17 protein-coding genes and 2 tRNA genes are annotated in these 17,958 nt (G+C 74.3%); 12 read left to right on the forward strand and 7 right to left on the reverse strand.

Features of this window, described 5'->3' with window-relative positions; translation table 11 throughout:
* Positions 1-46: 46 nt before the first annotated feature.
* Positions 47-1,168: a nucleotidyl transferase AbiEii/AbiGii toxin family protein gene (locus ACFPCY_RS28510; RefSeq protein WP_378260024.1), complete on the reverse strand. Its 1,122-nt coding sequence runs from the start codon at positions 1,166-1,168 to the stop codon at positions 47-49.
* Positions 1,165-1,785: a hypothetical protein gene (locus ACFPCY_RS28515; protein WP_378260026.1), complete on the reverse strand. Its 621-nt coding sequence runs from the start codon at positions 1,783-1,785 to the stop codon at positions 1,165-1,167. The genes ACFPCY_RS28510 and ACFPCY_RS28515 overlap by 4 nt, the downstream gene beginning before the upstream one ends.
* Before the next feature lie 63 nt (positions 1,786-1,848).
* On the opposite strand from ACFPCY_RS28515, the gene ACFPCY_RS28520 reads away from it, so the two are divergent.
* Positions 1,849-2,532, forward strand: coding sequence for an HAD family hydrolase (locus ACFPCY_RS28520; RefSeq protein WP_378260028.1), 684 nt, complete (start codon positions 1,849-1,851; stop codon positions 2,530-2,532).
* 11 nt (positions 2,533-2,543) lie between these two features.
* Here ACFPCY_RS28520 and ACFPCY_RS28525 read toward each other — a convergent pair whose 3' ends face one another.
* On the reverse strand, positions 2,544-3,128 hold the full coding sequence (locus ACFPCY_RS28525) for a YceI family protein (RefSeq protein WP_378260030.1): 585 nt from the start codon (positions 3,126-3,128) through the stop codon (positions 2,544-2,546).
* Between the two features lie 121 nt (positions 3,129-3,249).
* Here ACFPCY_RS28525 and ACFPCY_RS28530 point away from each other — a divergent pair, with 121 nt between their 5' ends.
* From ACFPCY_RS28530 to ACFPCY_RS28540, 3 genes are all read left to right on the forward strand, one after another.
* Positions 3,250-3,642, forward strand: a complete 393-nt coding sequence (locus ACFPCY_RS28530; protein WP_378260032.1) for a winged helix-turn-helix transcriptional regulator — start codon at positions 3,250-3,252, stop codon at positions 3,640-3,642.
* 211 nt (positions 3,643-3,853) lie between these two features.
* Positions 3,854-6,580, forward strand: coding sequence for an alanine--tRNA ligase (gene alaS / locus ACFPCY_RS28535; RefSeq protein WP_378260034.1), 2,727 nt, complete (start codon positions 3,854-3,856; stop codon positions 6,578-6,580).
* 149 nt (positions 6,581-6,729) lie between these two features.
* Positions 6,730-7,227, forward strand: a complete 498-nt coding sequence (locus ACFPCY_RS28540) for a hypothetical protein (protein ID WP_378260037.1) — start codon at positions 6,730-6,732, stop codon at positions 7,225-7,227.
* Between the two features lie 68 nt (positions 7,228-7,295).
* Here the strand turns inward: ACFPCY_RS28540 and ACFPCY_RS28545 are convergent, their stop codons facing one another.
* The 3 genes from ACFPCY_RS28545 to ACFPCY_RS28555 are packed head-to-tail and all read right to left on the reverse strand — an operon-like array spanning position 7,296 to position 9,715.
* Positions 7,296-8,333 (reverse strand): NAD(P)-dependent alcohol dehydrogenase, encoded by a 1,038-nt coding sequence (locus tag ACFPCY_RS28545; protein ID WP_378260039.1) that lies wholly within the window; start codon positions 8,331-8,333, stop codon positions 7,296-7,298.
* Between the two features lie 14 nt (positions 8,334-8,347).
* Positions 8,348-9,094, reverse strand: coding sequence for an SDR family NAD(P)-dependent oxidoreductase (locus tag ACFPCY_RS28550; RefSeq protein WP_378260041.1), 747 nt, complete (start codon positions 9,092-9,094; stop codon positions 8,348-8,350).
* Between the two features lie 3 nt (positions 9,095-9,097).
* Positions 9,098-9,715, reverse strand: a complete 618-nt coding sequence (locus ACFPCY_RS28555; protein WP_378260044.1) for a TetR/AcrR family transcriptional regulator — start codon at positions 9,713-9,715, stop codon at positions 9,098-9,100.
* A 115-nt stretch (positions 9,716-9,830) separates the two neighbouring features.
* Here ACFPCY_RS28555 and ACFPCY_RS28560 point away from each other — a divergent pair.
* Both ACFPCY_RS28560 and ACFPCY_RS28565 read left to right on the forward strand, forming a co-directional pair.
* Positions 9,831-9,905, forward strand: a tRNA-Pro gene (locus ACFPCY_RS28560).
* A gap of 120 nt (positions 9,906-10,025) precedes the next feature.
* A tRNA-Gly gene (locus ACFPCY_RS28565) sits at positions 10,026-10,096 on the forward strand.
* A 73-nt stretch (positions 10,097-10,169) separates the two neighbouring features.
* Here the strand turns inward: ACFPCY_RS28565 and ACFPCY_RS28570 are convergent.
* Positions 10,170-12,644, reverse strand: coding sequence for an ATP-binding protein (locus ACFPCY_RS28570; RefSeq protein ID WP_378260046.1), 2,475 nt, complete (start codon positions 12,642-12,644; stop codon positions 10,170-10,172).
* A 187-nt stretch (positions 12,645-12,831) separates the two neighbouring features.
* On the opposite strand from ACFPCY_RS28570, the gene ACFPCY_RS28575 reads away from it, so the two are divergent.
* The 6 genes from ACFPCY_RS28575 (at position 12,832) to ACFPCY_RS28600 (ending at position 17,847) form a co-directional block, all read left to right on the forward strand.
* Positions 12,832-13,287, forward strand: coding sequence for a carboxymuconolactone decarboxylase family protein (locus ACFPCY_RS28575; protein WP_378260048.1), 456 nt, complete (start codon positions 12,832-12,834; stop codon positions 13,285-13,287).
* 57 nt (positions 13,288-13,344) lie between these two features.
* Entirely contained in the window at positions 13,345-13,809 is a 465-nt protein-coding gene (locus tag ACFPCY_RS28580; protein ID WP_378260050.1) for an iron chaperone, read from the forward strand.
* Between the two features lie 205 nt (positions 13,810-14,014).
* Positions 14,015-14,851 (forward strand): transporter substrate-binding domain-containing protein, encoded by an 837-nt coding sequence (locus ACFPCY_RS28585; protein WP_378260052.1) that lies wholly within the window; start codon positions 14,015-14,017, stop codon positions 14,849-14,851.
* A gap of 33 nt (positions 14,852-14,884) precedes the next feature.
* Positions 14,885-15,739 (forward strand): sulfurtransferase, encoded by an 855-nt coding sequence (locus ACFPCY_RS28590; protein ID WP_378260054.1) that lies wholly within the window; start codon positions 14,885-14,887, stop codon positions 15,737-15,739.
* 120 nt (positions 15,740-15,859) lie between these two features.
* The gene (locus ACFPCY_RS28595; RefSeq protein ID WP_378260056.1) at positions 15,860-17,005 is read left to right on the forward strand and encodes a Dyp-type peroxidase; all 1,146 of its coding nucleotides are present in this window, start codon (positions 15,860-15,862) and stop codon (positions 17,003-17,005) included.
* The gene (locus ACFPCY_RS28600) at positions 17,002-17,847 is read left to right on the forward strand and encodes a family 1 encapsulin nanocompartment shell protein (RefSeq protein WP_378260059.1); all 846 of its coding nucleotides are present in this window, start codon (positions 17,002-17,004) and stop codon (positions 17,845-17,847) included. Before ACFPCY_RS28595 ends, ACFPCY_RS28600 begins: the two co-directional genes overlap by 4 nt.
* The last annotated feature ends 111 nt before the right edge of the window (positions 17,848-17,958 follow it).

The raw sequence follows: 17,958 nt of genomic DNA on the forward strand, positions 1-17,958 counted from the left end.
CCCAGAAGGCCCCCGGTAACTCCTCCCGCCGGGGGCCTTCGGCCTGTCAGGACGCGTCGAGCGTCGGGCGGAGCGCCGCGACGAGATGCTCGACGAACCGCTCGGGGGTCGCGGCGACGTTCGGACGGTCCTTGCGGAACTCGTCCCACTCGACGTACTCCAGCACCTCCCGGATGCTCTCCTCCGTCACCGGACGGTCGCGGTAGCCCTCGTCCGCGAGTTCGAAGACCGCGTGGAGCAGGTCGGCGGGCAGGGACGTCCGGTCGGCGAGGAGGCAGGCGTCGTACAGGTCCTTGCCCTGGGGGGCGGCGTCGCTGGTCAGCCACAGCAGCTTCCAGGCCAGCGACAGTTCGGGCGTCGCGGCGAGGACGCGGGCGGGCGCGCCGCCGTCCAGCCTCGGGACGTCGGTGAGCTCCGGCTCGGCGGGCAGCCGCTCGTTGAACACGAAGTCGAGCTGGACGGTGCCGCTCACCACGCTCGCCGCGTTCGCCGCGTTCGCCGCGTTCGCCGCGCTCGCCGTGCTCCCCGCGCTCGCCGTGCTCCCCGCGCTCGTCGCGCTCGCCGCGTTCGCCGGGCTCGCCGCGTTCGCCGGGCTCGCCGCCGACCAGGGCAGGACGACCCGGCGGCCCGGGACCCGGTCGTAGGTCCAGATGTCGGACCAGACCGCGCCGTCCGCGTCGACGAGCACGGGCTCGCGACCGGACGCGTCCTCCCGGGACGCCGCCTCGGCCGCCGCCGCGACGCCCCTCAGCAGATCGTCGGTGCGCGGCTCGTTCACGCCCCAGGTCTCCGGCCGCAGGACGAAGTCCAGGTCGCCGGGGTCGCGCGCCGCGTCGCCGTACCAGGCGCGCAGCAGCATGCTGCCGCGCAGCATCAGGTTCTCCGCCCACGGCGATCCGGCCACCCCGGCGAGGACGTGGTCGATCGCGCGCCGCCGCGCCGCGTACCAGCGGGGACCGCTCCCGTCCGCGAACCTCGGCTCGCTCGGCCGCAGCGCGCGGGCGTAGTGCTGGAGCGCCGGGTCGAACACCGGAACCTGCTCGGCTCCCGGCACCGGCCGGATGTTCGGCGGGAGCCGCCGCCGCGCGGCGGTCTCGGCGTCGGGCGGGTCCGGCGGCAGCCGCAGCGTGCCGGGCCAGGGGCCGTACGGCAGCTCGTCCCAGTTCATCGGGGCTCCTCGGTGATCCAGCCGTCGTCCAGCGACGGCGTGTCGTCGTGCACGACGTACTCGCGCTCGACCTCGGCGATCTCGTGGCGGGCCGCGCGCAGCGCCTTGACCAGCGCGTCCAGCCGGGCGGTGGCGGTGGGCGCGCCGACGCGGTGGCAGCGCTGGGTGACGAAGCGCTCGGCGCGGCCGTCCGCGCGGACGCGCCGGACGTTGCGGGACACGTGCGCGCCGTGCCTCACGGCCGTCGCGGTCAGCGCGCCGAGATCGGCGTCCGCGCCGAGCAGCAGCTTCACGTGGTGCTCGAAGTAGGAGCCGAGCGCCTCGCCCTCGGCGTCGGTGCGCGGCACGCCCGCGTTCCACGGGGCCGCCTCGACCTTCACGCGGACGACCTCCAGACCGTCCGCGCGGAGGCCGTCGGCGGCGCGGCCGGCCTCGGCGACCACCTCGCCACCGGTTCCGGAACGGCGCAGGCTCAGCATCGGCTGGGACGGCGTCCGGCCGCGCGCCAGCTCGATCAGGGTGAGCTTCCATCCGCGCGCCGCGGCGACCTCGCGCGCTCGCGGCGCGTCCGGCGCCGCGACGGTCAGATGGATCTCGAAATCACCCGTGATGTCCACGCCGCGATGGTCGCAGAGTTCCGCGATCCGGCCACCCGAATATCGGGCTGGAAGAATCGGGGCATGACCACCCCCACCGCGGCCGTCCTGTTCGATCTCGACGGCACGCTCATGGACCATTCGACGGCGGCCGTCCGGGCCGTCCTGGAGTGCTGGCCGGACGAGGACCCGGCGTTCCTGGAGCGCCGCTGGGTCGAGCTGACCGAGTCCTACGTCGAGCGGTACGCCGCGGGCGAGATGTCCTTCGCCGAGCAGCGGCGCCGCCGGGCGAAGGCGCTCGCGCGCGAGCTGGGCCGTCCCGATTGGGACGACGCGCAGGCGGACGCGTGGTTCGCCGGATACCTCACCCGGTACCAGGGCTACTGGGCCGCGTTCCCGGACGTCCTGCCCCTGTTCGAGGAGCTCGCGGCGCGGGGGCTGCGGTTCGGCATCGTGACGAACGGGGACGGCGCGCAGCAGCGCGCGAAGCTGGAGCGCATCGGCGTCCTCGCCCGCGTCGCGGACTGCGTCATCGCCTCGGCCGAGGTCGGCGCGGCGAAACCGGAGGCGGCGATCTTCGCGGCGGCGTGCGCGCGGCTGGGCCTGCCGGCCGGGGCCGTCCTGCATGTCGGGGACCTGCTCGACACCGACGCGCGGGGCGCGGCGGCGGCGGGCCTCACCGGGATCTGGCTGGACCGGCCCGGCACCGGCGCCGCCGCCGACGTCCCGCGCATCACCACCCTCGCCGACCTGCCCGCCCTGCTCTGACCGCCCGCCGGTCAGACCCCGGCGGCGGCGTTCAGGACGGCCTCGATCTCGATGGTGATCTCCACCTTCTCGCCCAGCGCCACGCCGCCGGGGATCGGCATGTTGGTGTCCACGCCGAAGTCGGTCCGGTTGATCACGCCGGTCGCGACGAACCCGGCGCGGGAGCCCCCGCCGTCCGGGTCGAACGCGTCCGGGCCGAACCCGCCCAGCTCCAGGTCGAAGGTGACCGGCCGGGTCACGCCCTTGATCGTCAGGTCGCCGTCCAGCTCGAACCGGCCCTCGCCGCGCGCCGGGCGCAGGCCGGTGGAGCGGAACTCCATGGTCGGGTGCTCCTCTACGCCGAAGTACTCGGCGGTGCGCAGGTGCTCGTCGCGCTGCGCGTTGCCGGTGTCGACCGAGTCCATCCGGACGGTGGCGGTCACGCTGGAGTCGAGCGGGTCCGCGCCCGTGGTGACCGTCGCCTCGAAGTCGCCGAACCGGCCCCGCACCTTGCTGATCATGAGGTGCCGGACGGCGAAGCCGACCGTGGAGTGGACGGCGTCCACGGTCCAGGTGCCCGCGACGTAGCCGGGGATCTCGACAGTGCCCGTGGTCATGGTGTCTCCTTGGTTCCAGGAAGTAAGTCGGTTCCTCTGAGGAACCGTCCCCATCCTGCGAGCGGGCGAGAAGGCCCCGCAAGAAGGCACTTTTTCCTGCCTCAGGCACCTGGAGATAACCATGGACCTCACCGCGCTGCGCGAGCACTCCCCCGAGGCCTGCCGCGGCCGCGAGACGCTCGACCGGGTCGCGGAGAAGTGGACGCTGATGGTCATCGCCATGCTCGGCGAGCGCACCAAGCGGTTCAACGAGCTGAAGCGCGAGTGCGTCGGGATCAGCCAGCGGATGCTGACCGTGACGCTGCGCTCGCTGGAGCGGGACGGGCTGGTCACCCGGACCGTCCACCCGGAGATCCCGCCGCGCGTCGAGTACACCCTCACCGACCTCGGCCGGACGATGCTGGAGGCGATCGAGCCGCTGCTCGTCTGGACCGAGTCCCACGCGGCGCGCATCGACGCCGCCCGCGCGGCCTACGACGCCGAGCACCCGGACCGCCAGGCCGCCGGGACCTAGGCGGGCCGTGCGGCTTATCGGGATGAAACCCGCGGGCTCCGCGGTTAGATTGGTTCACACCCGAACGACCCGCAGGGAGCAGACGTAGTCCCCATGGACCTTCACGAGGTGGGGCGGCGAGCTAGCCGCGCCGAGCCGGAGAACGCGCGTGGACGCGCGGCCCGGCTCGGCGGTGTGCGCCGCTGTCCCGACCACCTCGTGAGGGTCCACCATGCTTTCCACTGACGTCCGTTCGACCTTCCTGTCCTTCTTCGGCGAGCGCGGCCACGTCCGCGTGCCGTCCAGCCCGCTGGTGCCGGACGATCCGACGCTGCTCCTGACCAACGCGGGCATGAACCAGTTCAAGCCCTACTACCTGGGCGAACGCGTGCCCGAGCACCGGCGGCTGATGTCGGTGCAGAAGTGCGTGCGCACCGTGGACATCGAGAACGTCGGACGCACCACCCGGCACGACACGTTCTTCGAGATGCTCGGCAACTTCGCGTTCGGCGACTACTTCAAGCGCGAGATCATCCCGTGGGCGTGGGAGCTGATGACCGGGCACTACGGCCTGGAACGCGACCGGCTGTGGGTCACCGTCTTCCGCGACGACGACGAGGCGGAGGCGATCTGGCGCAGCCTCGGCGTTCCGGCGGACCGGATCCAGCGGCTCGGCATGGCCGACAACCACTGGTCGATGGGCGTGCCGGGACCGTGCGGGCCGTCCTCCGAGCTGCACTACGACCGCGGTCCGGCGTTCGGCCCCGAGGGCGGCCCGGCGGTGGACGGCGAGCGCTACCAGGAGCTCTGGAACCTGGTCTTCATGGAGAGCCTGCGCGGCGCGGGCGACGGCAAGGACGGCTACGAGGTCCTCGGCCCGCTGCCCGCGCGCAACATCGACACCGGCCTCGGCCTCGGCCGGCTCACCGCGATCCTCCAGGGCGTGGACACCGTCTGCGAAACGGACATGATGCGGCCCGCGTTCCGGCTCGTCCAGGAGCAGGCGGGACGCGAGTACCCCGGCCGGAACGGCGGCGAGGTCGCGACGTCGATGCGCGTCGTCACCGACCACGCGCGGACGGCGGCGTTCCTCGTCGCGGACGGCGTGCTGCCGTCCGGCGACGGGCGCGGCTACGTGCTGCGGCGGCTGCTGCGCCGCGCGATCCGGCACGCGCGGCTGCTCGGGATCGAGGGACCCTTGCTCGCGGACCTGACCGGACGCGTCGCGGACGGCCTCGGCGGCTCCTGGCCCGAGCTGGTCTCCGGCCGCAAGCTAATCGCGAAGGTCGTCTCGGCGGAGGAGGAGCGGTTCGACCGCACGCTGCGGCAGGGATCGCGGCTGCTGGAGTCGGCGATCTCCGGCGCGCGGTCGTCCGGGAGCCTGCCGGGGCGGACGGCGTTCGAGCTGCACGACACCTACGGCTTCCCGATCGACCTGACCCTGGACGCGGCGCGCGCGGCGGGCCTGTCCGTGGACGAGGACGAGTTCGGACGGCTCCTGGAGGCGCAGCGCAGGCAGGCGCACGAGGCGGGCCGGGGCCGCAAGGGCGACGCGGTCGCGCGGCAGGACCTGTACCGGACCGTCCTCGCGCGGCACGGCCGTACCGAGTTCGTCGGCTACGACCGCACGTCCGCGGAGGCGCGGGTCGTCGCGCTCCTCGACACGGCGCCTCGCGACGACGCGGCCTCTCGCGACGACACGGCCTCTCGCGACGACGCGTCCGAGGGGGCGACGGTCGAGGTCGTGCTGTCGCGGAGCCCGTTCTACGCGGAGGCGGGCGGGCAGGTCGGCGACACCGGACGCGTCGTCACGCCGTCCGGGACGCTGGAGGTGCTCGACACGCGGCTCGGCCTGGACGGTCTGCACGTCCACACGGCGCGGGTCGTGGCGGGCGAGGTCCGCGTCGGCGACGAGGCGGAGGCGGTCGTGGACGCGGACCGGCGCGCGGCGACGGCGCGGTCCCACAGCGCGACGCACGTGCTGCACGCGATGCTGAAGCGCGTGCTCGGCGACCACGCGGCGCAGCGCGGCTCGCGCGTCGAGCCGGGCCGGCTGCGGTTCGACTTCGCGCACTTCGGCGCGGTGACGGAGGACGAGCTCGCGACCGTCCAGACGCTGGTCAACGACTACCTGCTGGACGACCCGGAGGTCCGGGTCTGGGAGGCGGACCGCGCGGCGGCGGAGGCGGCGGGCGCGGTCGCGCTGTTCGGCGAGAAGTACGGCGACCGCGTCCGGATCGTGGACATCGGCGACGCGTCCCGCGAGCTGTGCGGCGGGACGCACGTCGGCCACGGCGCGCAGGCGGGGCCCGTGCACCTGCTCGGCGAGTCGTCGGTCGGCTCGGGACTGCGCCGCGTCGAGGCGCTGACCGGCCCGGACGCGCTGCGCCACCACGACCACCAGGGCGAGCTGCTGCGGGAGCTGGCGCGGCTGCTGTCCGTCCCGGCGGACCAGGCGCCGGAACGCCTGCGCCAGCGGCTCGCGTCCCTCGCGGAGGCGGAACGCGAGCTGTCGGCGCTCCGCGCGGCGGACCTGTCGTCGCGCGCGTCCCGGCTGGCGTCGAGCGCGGTGCCCGCGCGCCTCCTCGTCCCGCAATCCGACCTCGCGCCGGTCTCGCGCGGCCCCGCGCCGGAGGGCGTGCTCGCGGTTTGCGCGCGGATCGACGGCGTGCCCGCGGAGTCGTTGCGGGGGCTCGCATCAGAGACGCTCGGACTCCTGCCCCGGCCGGGCGCGGTGGTGCTCGGGACGGTCGTCGAAGGCAAGGCGCTGCTGGTGGCGGCGGTCTCGGAGTCGCTCGGCGTGCAGGCGCGGGAGCTGCTCGCGGACGCGGCGCGCGCGGTCGGCGGCGGCGCGGGCGGACGCGGCACGCTCGCGAACGCGGGCGGACGCCGCGCGGAAGCGCTCCCCGAAGCGCTAGCGGTGGCGTCGCGAACCGTCCGCGACCTCCTCGCCCGCTAGCCCGCCGCCTCCCGGTCCCGGCCCTGGCTCCCGGCTCGGCCGGTGGGGCGCCGGGTTGCGGCTTGGCCGGTGGGTCCCTCGGGCGGGCGGTCTTGATTGGCCGGGGCGCGGGCGTATCGTCCGAGGCACTGCGCCGGAAGGAGCGGGCGATGCTGCGCGTCTACTGTTTCGACACCCTCGCGGTGACCGTCGAGGATGTCTACCTCCGGGAACCCGATCCCCAGCGGGGCGGGGACGAGCGCGGTGTGCGGGTCGAGCTGCGGCCGCTGGCCGCGCCGCCGTGGCAGGGGTCGCCGAACGCGTCGCAGCCGCTCGCGTGCGGGCCCGCGCTCTGGCGGGCGGACCTCCTGGAGTCGGTCGCGGGCGGGCCCGGCACCAAGGACCGGATGCACCACCATCCCGGCATGTCCGGCGGCGAGCCCGGCCCGCGCGTGTTCGTCCCCGCGCTGACCGCCGACCCGATCCTCTGGCTGCGCGACCGGCTCGCCGACGTGACGCCGATGCTGGAGGCCGCGCGGGTGACGGACGCGGCGTCGCACAAGGCGGCCGTGGCCGCCCTGCGGGACGCGGCGCCGGAACTCGCCGAGATCGTCGGGACGGTGCTCGGCGAGGTCCGGGCCGGACGGCTGGCCACATCCGGCCACTGACCGCCCGGCGGCGCGCTCGCCTCAGCGGCGCGCCGGCGGCGCGTTCTCCCGGCGGCGTGGCCTCGCGGTCAGGCCGGGACGATGACGGCCCGGCCGTTGACCTTGCCCTCGTGCAGCCGCTGGTAGGCGAGAGGCGCCTCGTCGATCGAGTAGGTCTCGACGTGGACGTCCACCGCTCCGGCGCGGGCGAGGTCGAGGACCTCGATCAGCTCGGCGCGGCTCCCCCAGTAGGGCGCGCGGACGGCCGCGTCGTAGGCGAGCGCGCCGAACCCGACGCTCGCCACGCCGCCGCCGATGCCGACGATCGCGACGTCCGCCTCCGTCCCGGCGACGCCGGTGGCGATCGCGGTGGTGGGCGGGGCGCCGACGAAGTCGAACACGGCCTGCGCGCCGAGACCGCCGGTCAGCTCGCGCACGCGCGCGACGGCGTGCGCGTCGGACGGGACGACCTCGTGCGCCCCGACCGTCCGGGCGAGGTCGAGCTTCTCGGCCGAGACGTCCAGCGCGATCACGCGGGCCGGGGTCAGCGCGCGCAGCAACTGGATCGCGACGTGCCCGAGCCCGCCCGCGCCGATCACGACCGCGGTGCTGCCCGGCACGAGCCGCGTCAGCGCGCCCTTGATCGCGTGGTACGGCGTGAGACCCGCGTCGGTCAGCGGGACGCTCCGCACCGGGTCGAGCCCGGCGAGCGGGACGAGGTGGCGCGGGTCGTCCACCAGCAGGTACTCGGCGAGCGCGCCGGGCGCGCCGAGGCCGGGCGGACGGATGCCGAGCGCGGCGGCGCGCCGGCAGTAGTTCTCCTTGCCCTGCGCGCACATCGGGCACGTCCCGCAGCCCCACGGCCCGTACACGGCGACGGACTCGCCGAGCTCCAGGCCGGTGACGCCCGCGCCGAGCTTCGCGACCGTGCCCGCGCCCTCGTGCCCGAGCGTCAGCGGCAGCGCGAGCCCGGTCTCCTCCGGCGGACGGCTCATCACCGCGAAGTCGGAGTGGCAGAGCCCGGCGGCGGTCACCTCCAGCAGCACCTGGCCGGGACCCGGCTCCGGGTCCGGCACCTCGACGACCTCGGGAAGCCTTCCGAACTCCCGGTACTGGACAGCCTTCATGATCTTCCCTCCCGTCAGCGCGCCGCGTACCCGCCGTCGACCAGGTGGTAGCTGCCCTGGACGAACGACGCCCGGTCCGAGAGCAGGAACGCGACGACCTCGGCGACCTCCTCGGCGGTGCCGAGGCGTCCGGCCGGGTGCAGCGCGACCAGCAGCGCGCGGTGCTCCGCGTCGGCCTCCTTGAGCAGCGGCGTGTCGATGAAGCCGGGACCGACCGCGTTGATCCGGACGTTCCGGTCCGCGTACTCCAGCGCGGCGGTCTTGGTCAGGCCGACGACGCCGTGCTTGGCCGCGACGTACCCGGCCGCGCCCGCGAACCCGTTCGTCCCCAGGATGGACGCCATGTTGACGATCGCGCCGCCGCCGTTCTCCACCAGCACCGGCAGCTCGGCGCGCATCGAGTAGAAGACGCCGCTCAGATTGATGTCGATCACGCGCCGCCACGCGTCCACGGGCGTCTCGCCCGTCGGCAGCGGCGGCGTGCTGATGCCGGCGTTGTTCACCGCGAGGTCGAGCCGCCCGAACGTCTCGACCGCGAAGCGCACCGCGCTCTCGGCCGACGCCGGGTCGGTCACGTCCATCGCGACCGCCGCGGCCTTCCCCCCTGCGGACTCCAGCTCGTGGACGGCGCGCAGCGCGCCCTCCTGGTCCCGGTCGGCGACGACGACCGCCGCGCCGTCGCTCGCCAGGCGCTTCGCCACGGCGAGCCCGATCCCGGACGCTCCCCCGGTGACCAGCGCGACCCTGCCTTCGAACTCCATCGTTCATCCCCCCATTTCGGCGGCGAGCACGTCGAAGACCCGGCCGGCCGCGACGTGCGGCCCGCCGTCCTCCGGGTGCTCCTGCCACAACCTGATCGCGGCGCGCAGCGCCCCCGCGCACACGGCCGCCAGCACCACCGGACGCAGCCCTTCCGCGCCCGTTCCGGCCGGGTCCGATCCGTCCAGGCCCAGCCGGGCGGCGAAGATCTCGGCCGTCCGGTCCTCGGCCTCGGCGATGACCCGCTGGTAGGCGGCCTCCGCCTGCGCCTCGGCGTGGACGACCCGGAGCAGCTCGGCGCGCGCCGCGAACGGCGTGTCCGAACCGAGCCGGTCGAGGACCGCGTTGCGGTAGGCCACGACCGGACGCTCGTCCGCCGGGCGGGCCGCGAGCGCCGCGTTGATCGCCGCGCAGTCCTCCCGGACGGGCTCGACGAGCGCGTCCTCGCGCCCCGCGAAGTGGCGGGAGAACGTCCGGCGCGACACGTCCGCCCGGTCGGCGATCTCCTGGACGGTCAGCGCCGCGAAGCCGCGCTCCACGACGATCTCCAGGGCCGCCGCCGCGAGCGCCGAGCGGGTGCGCGCGACCTTGCGCTCGCGCCGTCCGGTGCCGGTGGTGCTCATACCCCCACGCTAGCTCGCGAAATGTCCCATCGGGACACAAGTCCCCATGAGCCACATCACTCGCCCACGCGGCTCTGCGCCGACACCGCCGGACGGGATAGACTGCCGCGTGCTGCGGGCTGTAGCGCAGTTTGGCTAGCGCACCGCCTTTGGGTGGCGGGGGTCGCCGGTTCGAATCCGGCCAGCCCGACGGACGGGGCGCGGCGGGGTCCCCACGGGCCTCCGCCCGCCCTCGACCGGAATCGGCGCGGCAACCGCTCCGAAAACCCGGTACGCTACGGTTGCGGACGAGGCGACTCCCCCGTCCCACGCGGATGTAGCTCAATGGTAGAGCCCTAGTCTTCCAAACTAGCTACGCGGGTTCGATTCCCGTCATCCGCTCTCCTCGACGAAGAACGGCGGCCCATGGGCCGCCGTTCTTTTTGTGCGCCGCACTCTCTTCAATGCCTCTCGCTCATGGAGCGGGGCTCAGCAGCGCCTGGCCCGCGGCCCGGTGCTCGGCCGCGGCGGGCGGGTCGGTCTCGGCGAGGACGGCGGCGATGCCCTCGTGGGCGAGGGCCTCCTCGTGCCGGTAGCCGACCTCGGGCGCCAGTTCCAGAGCCTCGCGGTGCAGGCGCAGGGCCTCGTCGGGAAGGCCCGCGAGCCGGCACGTCTCGCCGTAGCCGTTCAGGAAATGGATCTTCCAGTGCTCCTCGAACAGCTCGTCCAGCAGGGCGAACGCGCGGCGGTGGCTGGCCAGCGCCTCGTCGTAGCGGCCCATCCGGCGCAGGGCGACGCCGAGGCAGTTGAGGCACCACGCCTCGTTGTGCCGGTGGCCGTCCTCGCGGGCCAGGTCGAGGGCCCGGTGGAGGTGCTCGGTCGCCTCGTCGGGGCGGTCGTGGGCGATGGCGACGCCGAGGGTGATCCGGGCCGTCAGCGTGGACGGCCAGGCCGGATCGGAGCCCGTCAGCTCCAGCGCCTCGCGGGCCAGCCGCGCGGCGTCGTCGCTGTAGCCGAGCTGCTGCACGGCCCACGCCTCGTACGCCGTCGCGTGCGCCCGTCCGGTGACCGAACCGATGCGCTCGTAGAGCTTTCCGGCCCGGCGGAAAAGGTCGAGCGGTTCGTCGACCCGGCCCTCGTCCCAGAGCAGGAAGGCGCGGCGCATCGTCAGCTCGGCCTCGGCCCAGGTGTCGCCTGTCCGGGCCACCAGTGATTCGGCCGCGTCATAGGCGGCGTGGGCCTCGGCCATGCGGCCCGCGTTGTACCGGGCGAAGCCGAGGTCGCTGTGCGCCTCGGCGAGCTGGAGCGGATCGTCCAGGCGGCGGGCCGCGTCGAGGGCACGCTCGAACAGGCCGTTGAGGTGCGTGGTGCCGCAGCGGCGGGCGAAGAACGCGCGCATGTGGCGCGGCAGCTCGCACGCGTGGACGTCCGCTCCGGTGGCGACCGCTGTGTCGAACACGGTCATCAGGTTCGTGTACTCGGTCGCGAACCAGAAGAGGGCCTGGTGCTTGTGCGCGAAGCTCGGAAGCGCGGCCGGCGGCTCGCCCGCCGTGGGCTTCCGGCTGCGCGACAGGTAGGGCATCGCCGACTCGGCGGCGGCAGCCGCGTGGACGTAGTAGTCGAGGACGCGTCCGACCGCCCGTTCCCGGTCGGCCTGCGAGTCCTGCTCGGCGGACGCTCGGCGGGCGTGCGCGCGCACGAGGTCGTGCAGGCGGTAGCGGCCCGCGGACGGCTGCTGGACGAGATGGGCGTCGAGGAGGTCCTCCAGCATCGTCCGGGCGTCGCGGAGGGAGACGTCCGCGACGGCCGCCGCCACGTACTCGTCGAAGGACGAGCCGGGCACCAGCCCGAGCAGGCGGAAGAAGCGGCGCTGCGCCCGGTCGAGCTGCCGGACGGACATGGCGAACGCGGTGTCGAACTCGCTCGCGCCCTCGGCCATGCGCTCCACGAGGACGCCGACCGTCCAGCCCGGCCGGTGCCGGAGCCGCGCGGCGGCCAGGCGCAGGGCCAGCGGCAGGTGGCCGCAGAGGCGCAGCACCTCGGCGGCGTTGCCGGGCTCGCGGGCCAGGCGTCCGTCCGGGCGGGACGCCTCGCCGCTGGCGCGGGCCAGCAGCTCGGCGCTCTCCGCCTCGGACAGGACGTCCAGCGACACCGGCGGCACCTCGTCCAAACCCAGCAGGCGGTTCCGGCTGGTGATCAGCGCGACCGACGCGCCCGCGCCCGGCAGCAGGGGGCGGACCTGCTCGGCGTCCGCCGCGTTGTCCAGGACGACCAGCGCCCGCCGCGAGGCGAGCTCCGACCGCCAGAAGGCGGCGAGCGGCTCGACGCCGCCGTCCTGCGGGATCTTCTCGGACGGCGCGTCGAGCGCCGCGAGCAGCGTCCGCAGCGCCGTCTCCGGGTCGAGCGGCTCGCGTCCCTCGGTGAAGCCGTGCAGGTCGAGGTAGAGCTGGGCGTCGGGGAGGTCGGGGGTGAGCAGGTGCGCGGCGTGCACGGCCAGGCACGTCTTGCCGACGCCGGCCATGCCGTCGATCGCGACGAGCCGGTCGGTCCGGACGGCCTCGACGACGGCGGCGAGGTCGTCCTCGCGTCCGGTGAAGTCGGGCACGTCGCGCGGCAGGTCGTTGCGCGGCGGGCGCGGCGCCCCGGCGGGCGGCGCGGGCGGCTGCACCTGGCGGCTGGTCTTCGGCGGCGCGGGCAGCGGGCTCCCGGCCCGCTCCCACAGCGGACGCAGCGGACGCGGATCGCGCTTCACCAGCCGGCACAGCGCGACGACCGCGGGCCACGGCGGGACGGTCCGCCCGCTCAGGTAGCGCGACAGCGAGGACGAGCTGAGCCCCGCGTCCCGGGCCAGGGCGCGGACGCCGCGTCCCGACAGCTCCTGGACCAGCCGCAGCCGCTCGGCCAGCTCCTCCCGGGGGTCGGACGCCGCCGTCCGCCGTTCTGAGACCACCGCAACCTCGTCTTTCGTCCCACCGCCGAAGAAACTTCGCGAACGGCGTCTCCGCTGGTCGAGACGGTAGCACCTGTCCCACGGTGTCCCACGGGGATCGTCTCGCCGGATCGGTCCGGCTGTGATGGAGCCATGCCCCGAGAGCACGGGGCGGACGGAACGAAAGCCCTGGTGGAGGAGATTCGAGATGCAGGCTCGCATGCAGAACCCGGCCATGGTCCTGTCCGGCGCGATGGGCCCGATCCAGGAGATCTTCAAGGCGGTGCACGGCGGCGGCGTGGACGCGCAGACGCTGGAGCTGGTCCACCTCCGGGTCAGCCAGATCAACGGATGCAGCGCCTGCGTCGACGCGGGCGTCAAGGGCGGCCGCAAGGCGGGCGTCGGCGAGGAGAAGCTCGCCACCGCCGCCGCCTGGAGGGAGGCGCCCTACTTCTCCGACGAGGAGCGCGCCGCGCTGGCGCTGGCCGAGGCCGCGACCCGGCTGGCGGACCGTCCCGACGCGGTGAGCGACGAGATCTGGGACACCGCCGCCACCTACTACGACGAGAAGCAGCTCGCCGCGATCGTCCTGATGATCGGCGTGACGAACCTGTTCAACCGGCTCAACGCCACCACCCGCCAGATCGCCGGCGCCTGGGGCTGAGCCCGCCGGCCCCCGTACCGTTCCCTTCACACCCCACCACGAGCACGAGGAGACACCATGGCCGACAACACCGCGAACGAGACGGCGAACGAGACCGAGGGCTTCACCGCCGAGGAGCGCGCCGCGATGAAGGAGCGCGCCAAGGAGGTGCGCGCGCCCAAGCGCCGCGCGTCCGCCGCCGACAAGGCCGCCGAGGCGGAGCGGGACGTCCTGGCGAAGATCGCCGAGTTCCCGGAGCCGGACCGGACGACCGCCGCGCGGATCCACGCCCTCGTCAAGGAGCACGCGCCGGGCCTCGCGCCGAAGCTCTGGTACGGGATGCCGTCCTACGCCCGGGACGGCAAGGTCGTCTGCTTCTTCCAGAACGCGGACAAGTTCAAGGCCCGCTACGCCACGCTCGGCTTCAACGACAGCGCGCACCTCGACGACGGCGACATGTGGCCGACCGCCTACGCGCTGACCGAACTGACCGACGAGGTCGAGGCGCGGATCGCCGAACTCGTCAAGCGCGCGGCGGGCTGAACCGGAACACGAGCACCCGCACGCGGCGTGCAACGGGCTGAGCGACGCTTCCCTCCGGGAAGCGTCGCTTCCCCATGCCCGCCCCCCTTCCGCACTCCGCGCCTCCTCCGCGTTCTTCCCGCGGCTTCTGCGTGCGTTTCGGGCGGGCGGCCGTAAGTGGCCGTCTTCCGGCGTAAACCCGGCCGCGGTTGTTAGCGTGCGCGCCATGCGGAGAGTGAGCGCGCCCGGACTCGCGGCGCGCATGGCGGCGTGCACGGTGGTGTGCACGGCCGCGACCGGTTGCCTCCCGGGCGCGTCGAGTGCAACGGGGCTGCTCGCCGAGCGGACCCTAGTCGCCGGGGTGCGGCCGGACCTGCCCGGCATCGGGATGCGCAAGCAGGACGGCACGTTCGAGGGCCTGGACGTGGACGTCGCGACCTACGTGGCGCACGCGCTCGGGAAGCGCGTCCGGATCGTGGCGGTCGAGGCGGCCGACCGCGAGCGGGTCCTGCTGAAGGACAAGAGCGTCGACCTCGTGCTGACGTACTGGGTGCGGGCCGACTGGAAGACGCGGATCGTCTTCGCCGGGCCGTACGTGCCGTCCTACCAGGACATCCTGGTCCGCGCGGACGAGCAGCGCATCCGCAACGTGCACGACCTCGCCGGACGGCCGATCTGCGCGGTCAGGGGGGCGGGCGCGTCCGACCTGGTGATCAAGGGGCTGCGCGTCCCGGCGCGGCCGGTGCAGGCCGACGGGTACGCCGCGTGCACCGCGATGCTCCGCGACGGGCGGATCGACGCGATCACCACGAACGACACGATCCTGGCCGGGCTGCGCAACACGGCCGGCTCGTCCTTCCGGCTGCTCGGCGCGCGGTTCGGGGAGCAGCGCACCGGCATCGGGATGCGGCCCGGCGACCCGGACGGCTGCGAGGCCGTCAACAAGGCGCTCACCCGCATGTACCAGGACGGGACGATGGCGAGGACCATGAAGCACTGGTTCGGCGGGTCCGGGCTGGACCTGTCGGTCGTGGCCGTTCCGCAGTTCGAGGGCTGCGCGTGAGGAACGGGCCCGGGCACGCGGCATCATGATCGCGTGGACGTCTCCTCCGTGCTGGTCCCTGCCGACCGGCTGAAGCAGCATCTCGGGTCGCCCGGCCTGGTGGTCCTCGACGCGTCGGTGGGCGCGCGGCGCGGCGCGGACCGCGTGCCCGGCGCGCGGCGGTTCGACATCGACGGCGCGATGTCCGACCCCGGCAGCCCGGTGCCGCACACGATGCCCTCGCCGGACCGGTTCACCGAGGAGATGCGCGCGCTCGGCGTGAACACGTCCGACACGGTGGTCGTGTACGACGCGGCGGGCGTCTACTCCAGCGCCCGCGCGTGGTGGATGCTGCGCGCGATGGGGTTCGACCGGGTCGCCGTCCTGGACGGCGGGCTGCCCGCCTGGATCGCCGCAGGTCTGCCCACGGAGCGCGGCGAGCCCGAACCACCCGAACCGGGTGATTTCACGGCGCATCCCCGCCCCGGTTTCTTCGTGGACGCCGACGAGGTGGCGGTGGCGCTCGGCGACCCGGGCCGCGCCGTCCTCGACGCGCGCTCGGCCGGACGCTTCGCCGGGACGGAGCCCGAGCCGCGTCCCGGCCTGCGCGGCGGCCACATGCCGGGCTCGGTCAACCTGCCGTTCACCGCCCTCCAGGACGGTGACGGCCGGATGCTGCCCGCACCGGCACTCCGCGACCTGTTCGCGGACGCGACCGGAGGCCGCGAGCGGCTCGTGCTCAGCTGCGGCTCGGGCGTGACCGCGTGCGTGCTGGCGCTGGGCGCAGAGCTGGCCGGGTACCGGGACCTGACCGTGTACGACGGGTCCTGGAGCGAGTGGGGACTTCCGTCCGGACGGCGGCCCGTCGAAACCGATGGAACCGGCGGAACCGGTGGAACCGGCAGTTAGCGGCATAATCCAGGCAGACCGCGTGTGTCGTGGGTGACGTTTGGGGTTGCCCGGCCGCACGCGGAGGTAGAAGTGGTCCCAGGGCCCGACGATCAACGAGACGATCAACGAGGAGCAGCCATGCCGCCGCCAGAGTCGCAACCGCCGCGACGCCAACCGCAGGCGGTGCTCAGCCCGCTCACCGAGGCCGCGCTGTTCCTGGTGGTCACCGTCGACGCCGGGGGCGAGCAGGTCGCGCACGAACTGCTGGCCGACCTGTCCGGGCTGGTGCGGGCCGTCGGGTTCCGGGTGCCCGAGGGCGCGCTGACCTGCGTGACCGGGATCGGCTCGCGGGCCTGGGACCGGCTGTTCTCCGGCAACCGCCCCGCCGAGCTGCACGAGTTCGTCGAGCTGACCGGCCCGCGGCACCACGCCCCGTCCACGCCCGGCGACCTGCTGTTCCACATCCGCGCGCGCAGCATGGACCTCTGCTTCGAGCTGGCGTCGCAGATCATGGAGCGGCTGCGCGGCGCGGTGACCGTCCGGGACGAGGTGCACGGCTTCCGCTACTTCGAGAACCGCGACCTGCTGGGCTTCGTCGACGGCACCGAGAACCCCGCCGGGTACGCCGCCGAGCGCGCGACCCTCGTGGCGGCGGAGGACGATCCCGAGTTCGCCGGTGGCAGCTACGTGATCGTCCAGAAGTACGTGCACGACCTCCAGGCGTGGAACGCCCTGCCGGTCGAGGCGCAGGAGCTGGCCATGGGCCGCCGCAAGCTGACCGACATCGAGCTGGACGACGCGTCCAAGCCGGCCGACTCGCACGTCGCGGCGAACACCATCACCGGCGCGGACGGCGAGCAGCGGCAGATCCTCCGCGACAACATGCCGTTCGGCTCGGTCGGCGCGGGCGAGTTCGGCACGTACTTCATCGGCTACTGCCACACGCCCGAGACGACCGAGCAGATGCTCCGCAACATGTTCCTCGGCCGTCCCGAGGCCGGGGGACGCGGCGACCGCATCCTCGACTTCTCCACGGCCCTCACCGGCTGCCTGTTCTACTGCCCGACGTCCGACTTCCTGGACGACCCGCCCGACCTGCCCGACCTCTCCGCCTCCGCCGCGACCGGCGCCGCGCCGGCCGCGTCTCCCGCGGCCGTGCCCAGCCAGGCCGCGCCCTCCGCATCCGAAACCGTCCCGGCCGCGCCGCCCGCCGCCGCTACCGAGCCGCCCCCGCGCGACCCGTTCGGGTCGCTCGGCATCGGCGGTCTGAAGGAGACGCCGTGAACAACCTGCACCGCGAACTCGCCCCGATCTCCGACGCGGCCTGGGCCGACCTGGAGGCCGAGGTCCGCCGCACCTTCACCCGCAACCTGGCCGGACGCCGCCTGGTGGACGTCCCGGACCCGGCCGGTCCCGAGCTGGCCGCCGTCACCACCGGCTACCTCGACCCCGCCGACTCCCCCGCCGACGGCGTCACGGCGGCGCTGCGGACGAGCCGTCCGGTCGTCCAGCTCACCGCGCCGTTCACCCTCACGCGCGAGGCGATCGACGCGGTGGAGCGCGGCGCGCAGGACGCCGACTGGCAGCCCGCCAAGGACGCCGCCACCAAGCTCGCCCACGCCGAGGACCGCGCGATCTTCCACGGCTACGCCCCCGCCCGCATCACCGGCATCGCCGAGGCCGCCGTCTCGGCCTCCCCGGCGCGGTCGCTGCCCACCGAGGCGTCGCGCTACCCCGACGCCGTGGCCGAGGCCCTCGCCACCCTCCGCCTCGCCGGCGTGGACGGCCCGTACGCGCTCGTCCTCGGCTCGGAGGCCTACACCGCCGCGACCCGGTCGTCCGACCAGGGCTACCCGGTGTACCAGCACCTGGCCGCCCTGGTGGACGGCGGCATCCTCTGGGCCCCGGCGATCGACGGCGCGGTGGTCATGAGCACGCGCGGCGGCGACTACCGGCTGAGCCTCGGCCGGGACCTGTCGATCGGTTACAGCAGCCACACCGCCACGACCGTCGAGCTGTACCTGGTCGAGACCTTCACCTTCCTCGCCTACACCGCCGAGTCGGCCGTCGCGCTGACCGGTCCCTCGAACAACTCCCACCCGACCGGCTTCCAGTCCGGGAGCTGACCGGCGAGGACACATCAGCGGGCGGTCCGGCCACAGAAATGTGAGCTCCGGGTCCGCCCGCCTCATTTTCCGGCGTCTCCTCCCCGCCCCTCGGCGACGGTCTCGCCGAAC

This window comes from Actinomadura gamaensis (genome assembly GCF_042652125.1).
Classification (GTDB): Bacteria; Actinomycetota; Actinomycetes; order Streptosporangiales; family Streptosporangiaceae; genus Spirillospora; species Spirillospora gamaensis.

Bases quoted from the DNA above. Each gene is read 5' to 3' on its own strand.
- ACFPCY_RS28510 (WP_378260024.1), bottom strand. From the start codon at position 1,168: ATGAACTGGGACGAGCTGCCGTACGGCCCCTGGCCCGGCACGCTGCGG.
- ACFPCY_RS28520 (WP_378260028.1), top strand. From the start codon at position 1,849: ATGACCACCCCCACCGCGGCCGTCCTGTTCGATCTCGACGGCACGCTC.
- ACFPCY_RS28525 (WP_378260030.1), bottom strand. From the start codon at position 3,128: ATGACCACGGGCACTGTCGAGATCCCCGGCTACGTCGCGGGCACCTGG.
- ACFPCY_RS28530 (WP_378260032.1), top strand. From the start codon at position 3,250: ATGGACCTCACCGCGCTGCGCGAGCACTCCCCCGAGGCCTGCCGCGGC.
- alaS (WP_378260034.1), top strand. From the start codon at position 3,854: ATGCTTTCCACTGACGTCCGTTCGACCTTCCTGTCCTTCTTCGGCGAG.
- ACFPCY_RS28540 (WP_378260037.1), top strand. From the start codon at position 6,730: ATGCTGCGCGTCTACTGTTTCGACACCCTCGCGGTGACCGTCGAGGAT.
- ACFPCY_RS28545 (WP_378260039.1), bottom strand. From the start codon at position 8,333: ATGAAGGCTGTCCAGTACCGGGAGTTCGGAAGGCTTCCCGAGGTCGTC.
- ACFPCY_RS28550 (WP_378260041.1), bottom strand. From the start codon at position 9,094: ATGGAGTTCGAAGGCAGGGTCGCGCTGGTCACCGGGGGAGCGTCCGGG.
- ACFPCY_RS28555 (WP_378260044.1), bottom strand. From the start codon at position 9,715: ATGAGCACCACCGGCACCGGACGGCGCGAGCGCAAGGTCGCGCGCACC.
- ACFPCY_RS28575 (WP_378260048.1), top strand. From the start codon at position 12,832: ATGCAGGCTCGCATGCAGAACCCGGCCATGGTCCTGTCCGGCGCGATG.
- ACFPCY_RS28580 (WP_378260050.1), top strand. From the start codon at position 13,345: ATGGCCGACAACACCGCGAACGAGACGGCGAACGAGACCGAGGGCTTC.
- ACFPCY_RS28585 (WP_378260052.1), top strand. From the start codon at position 14,015: ATGCGGAGAGTGAGCGCGCCCGGACTCGCGGCGCGCATGGCGGCGTGC.
- ACFPCY_RS28595 (WP_378260056.1), top strand. From the start codon at position 15,860: ATGCCGCCGCCAGAGTCGCAACCGCCGCGACGCCAACCGCAGGCGGTG.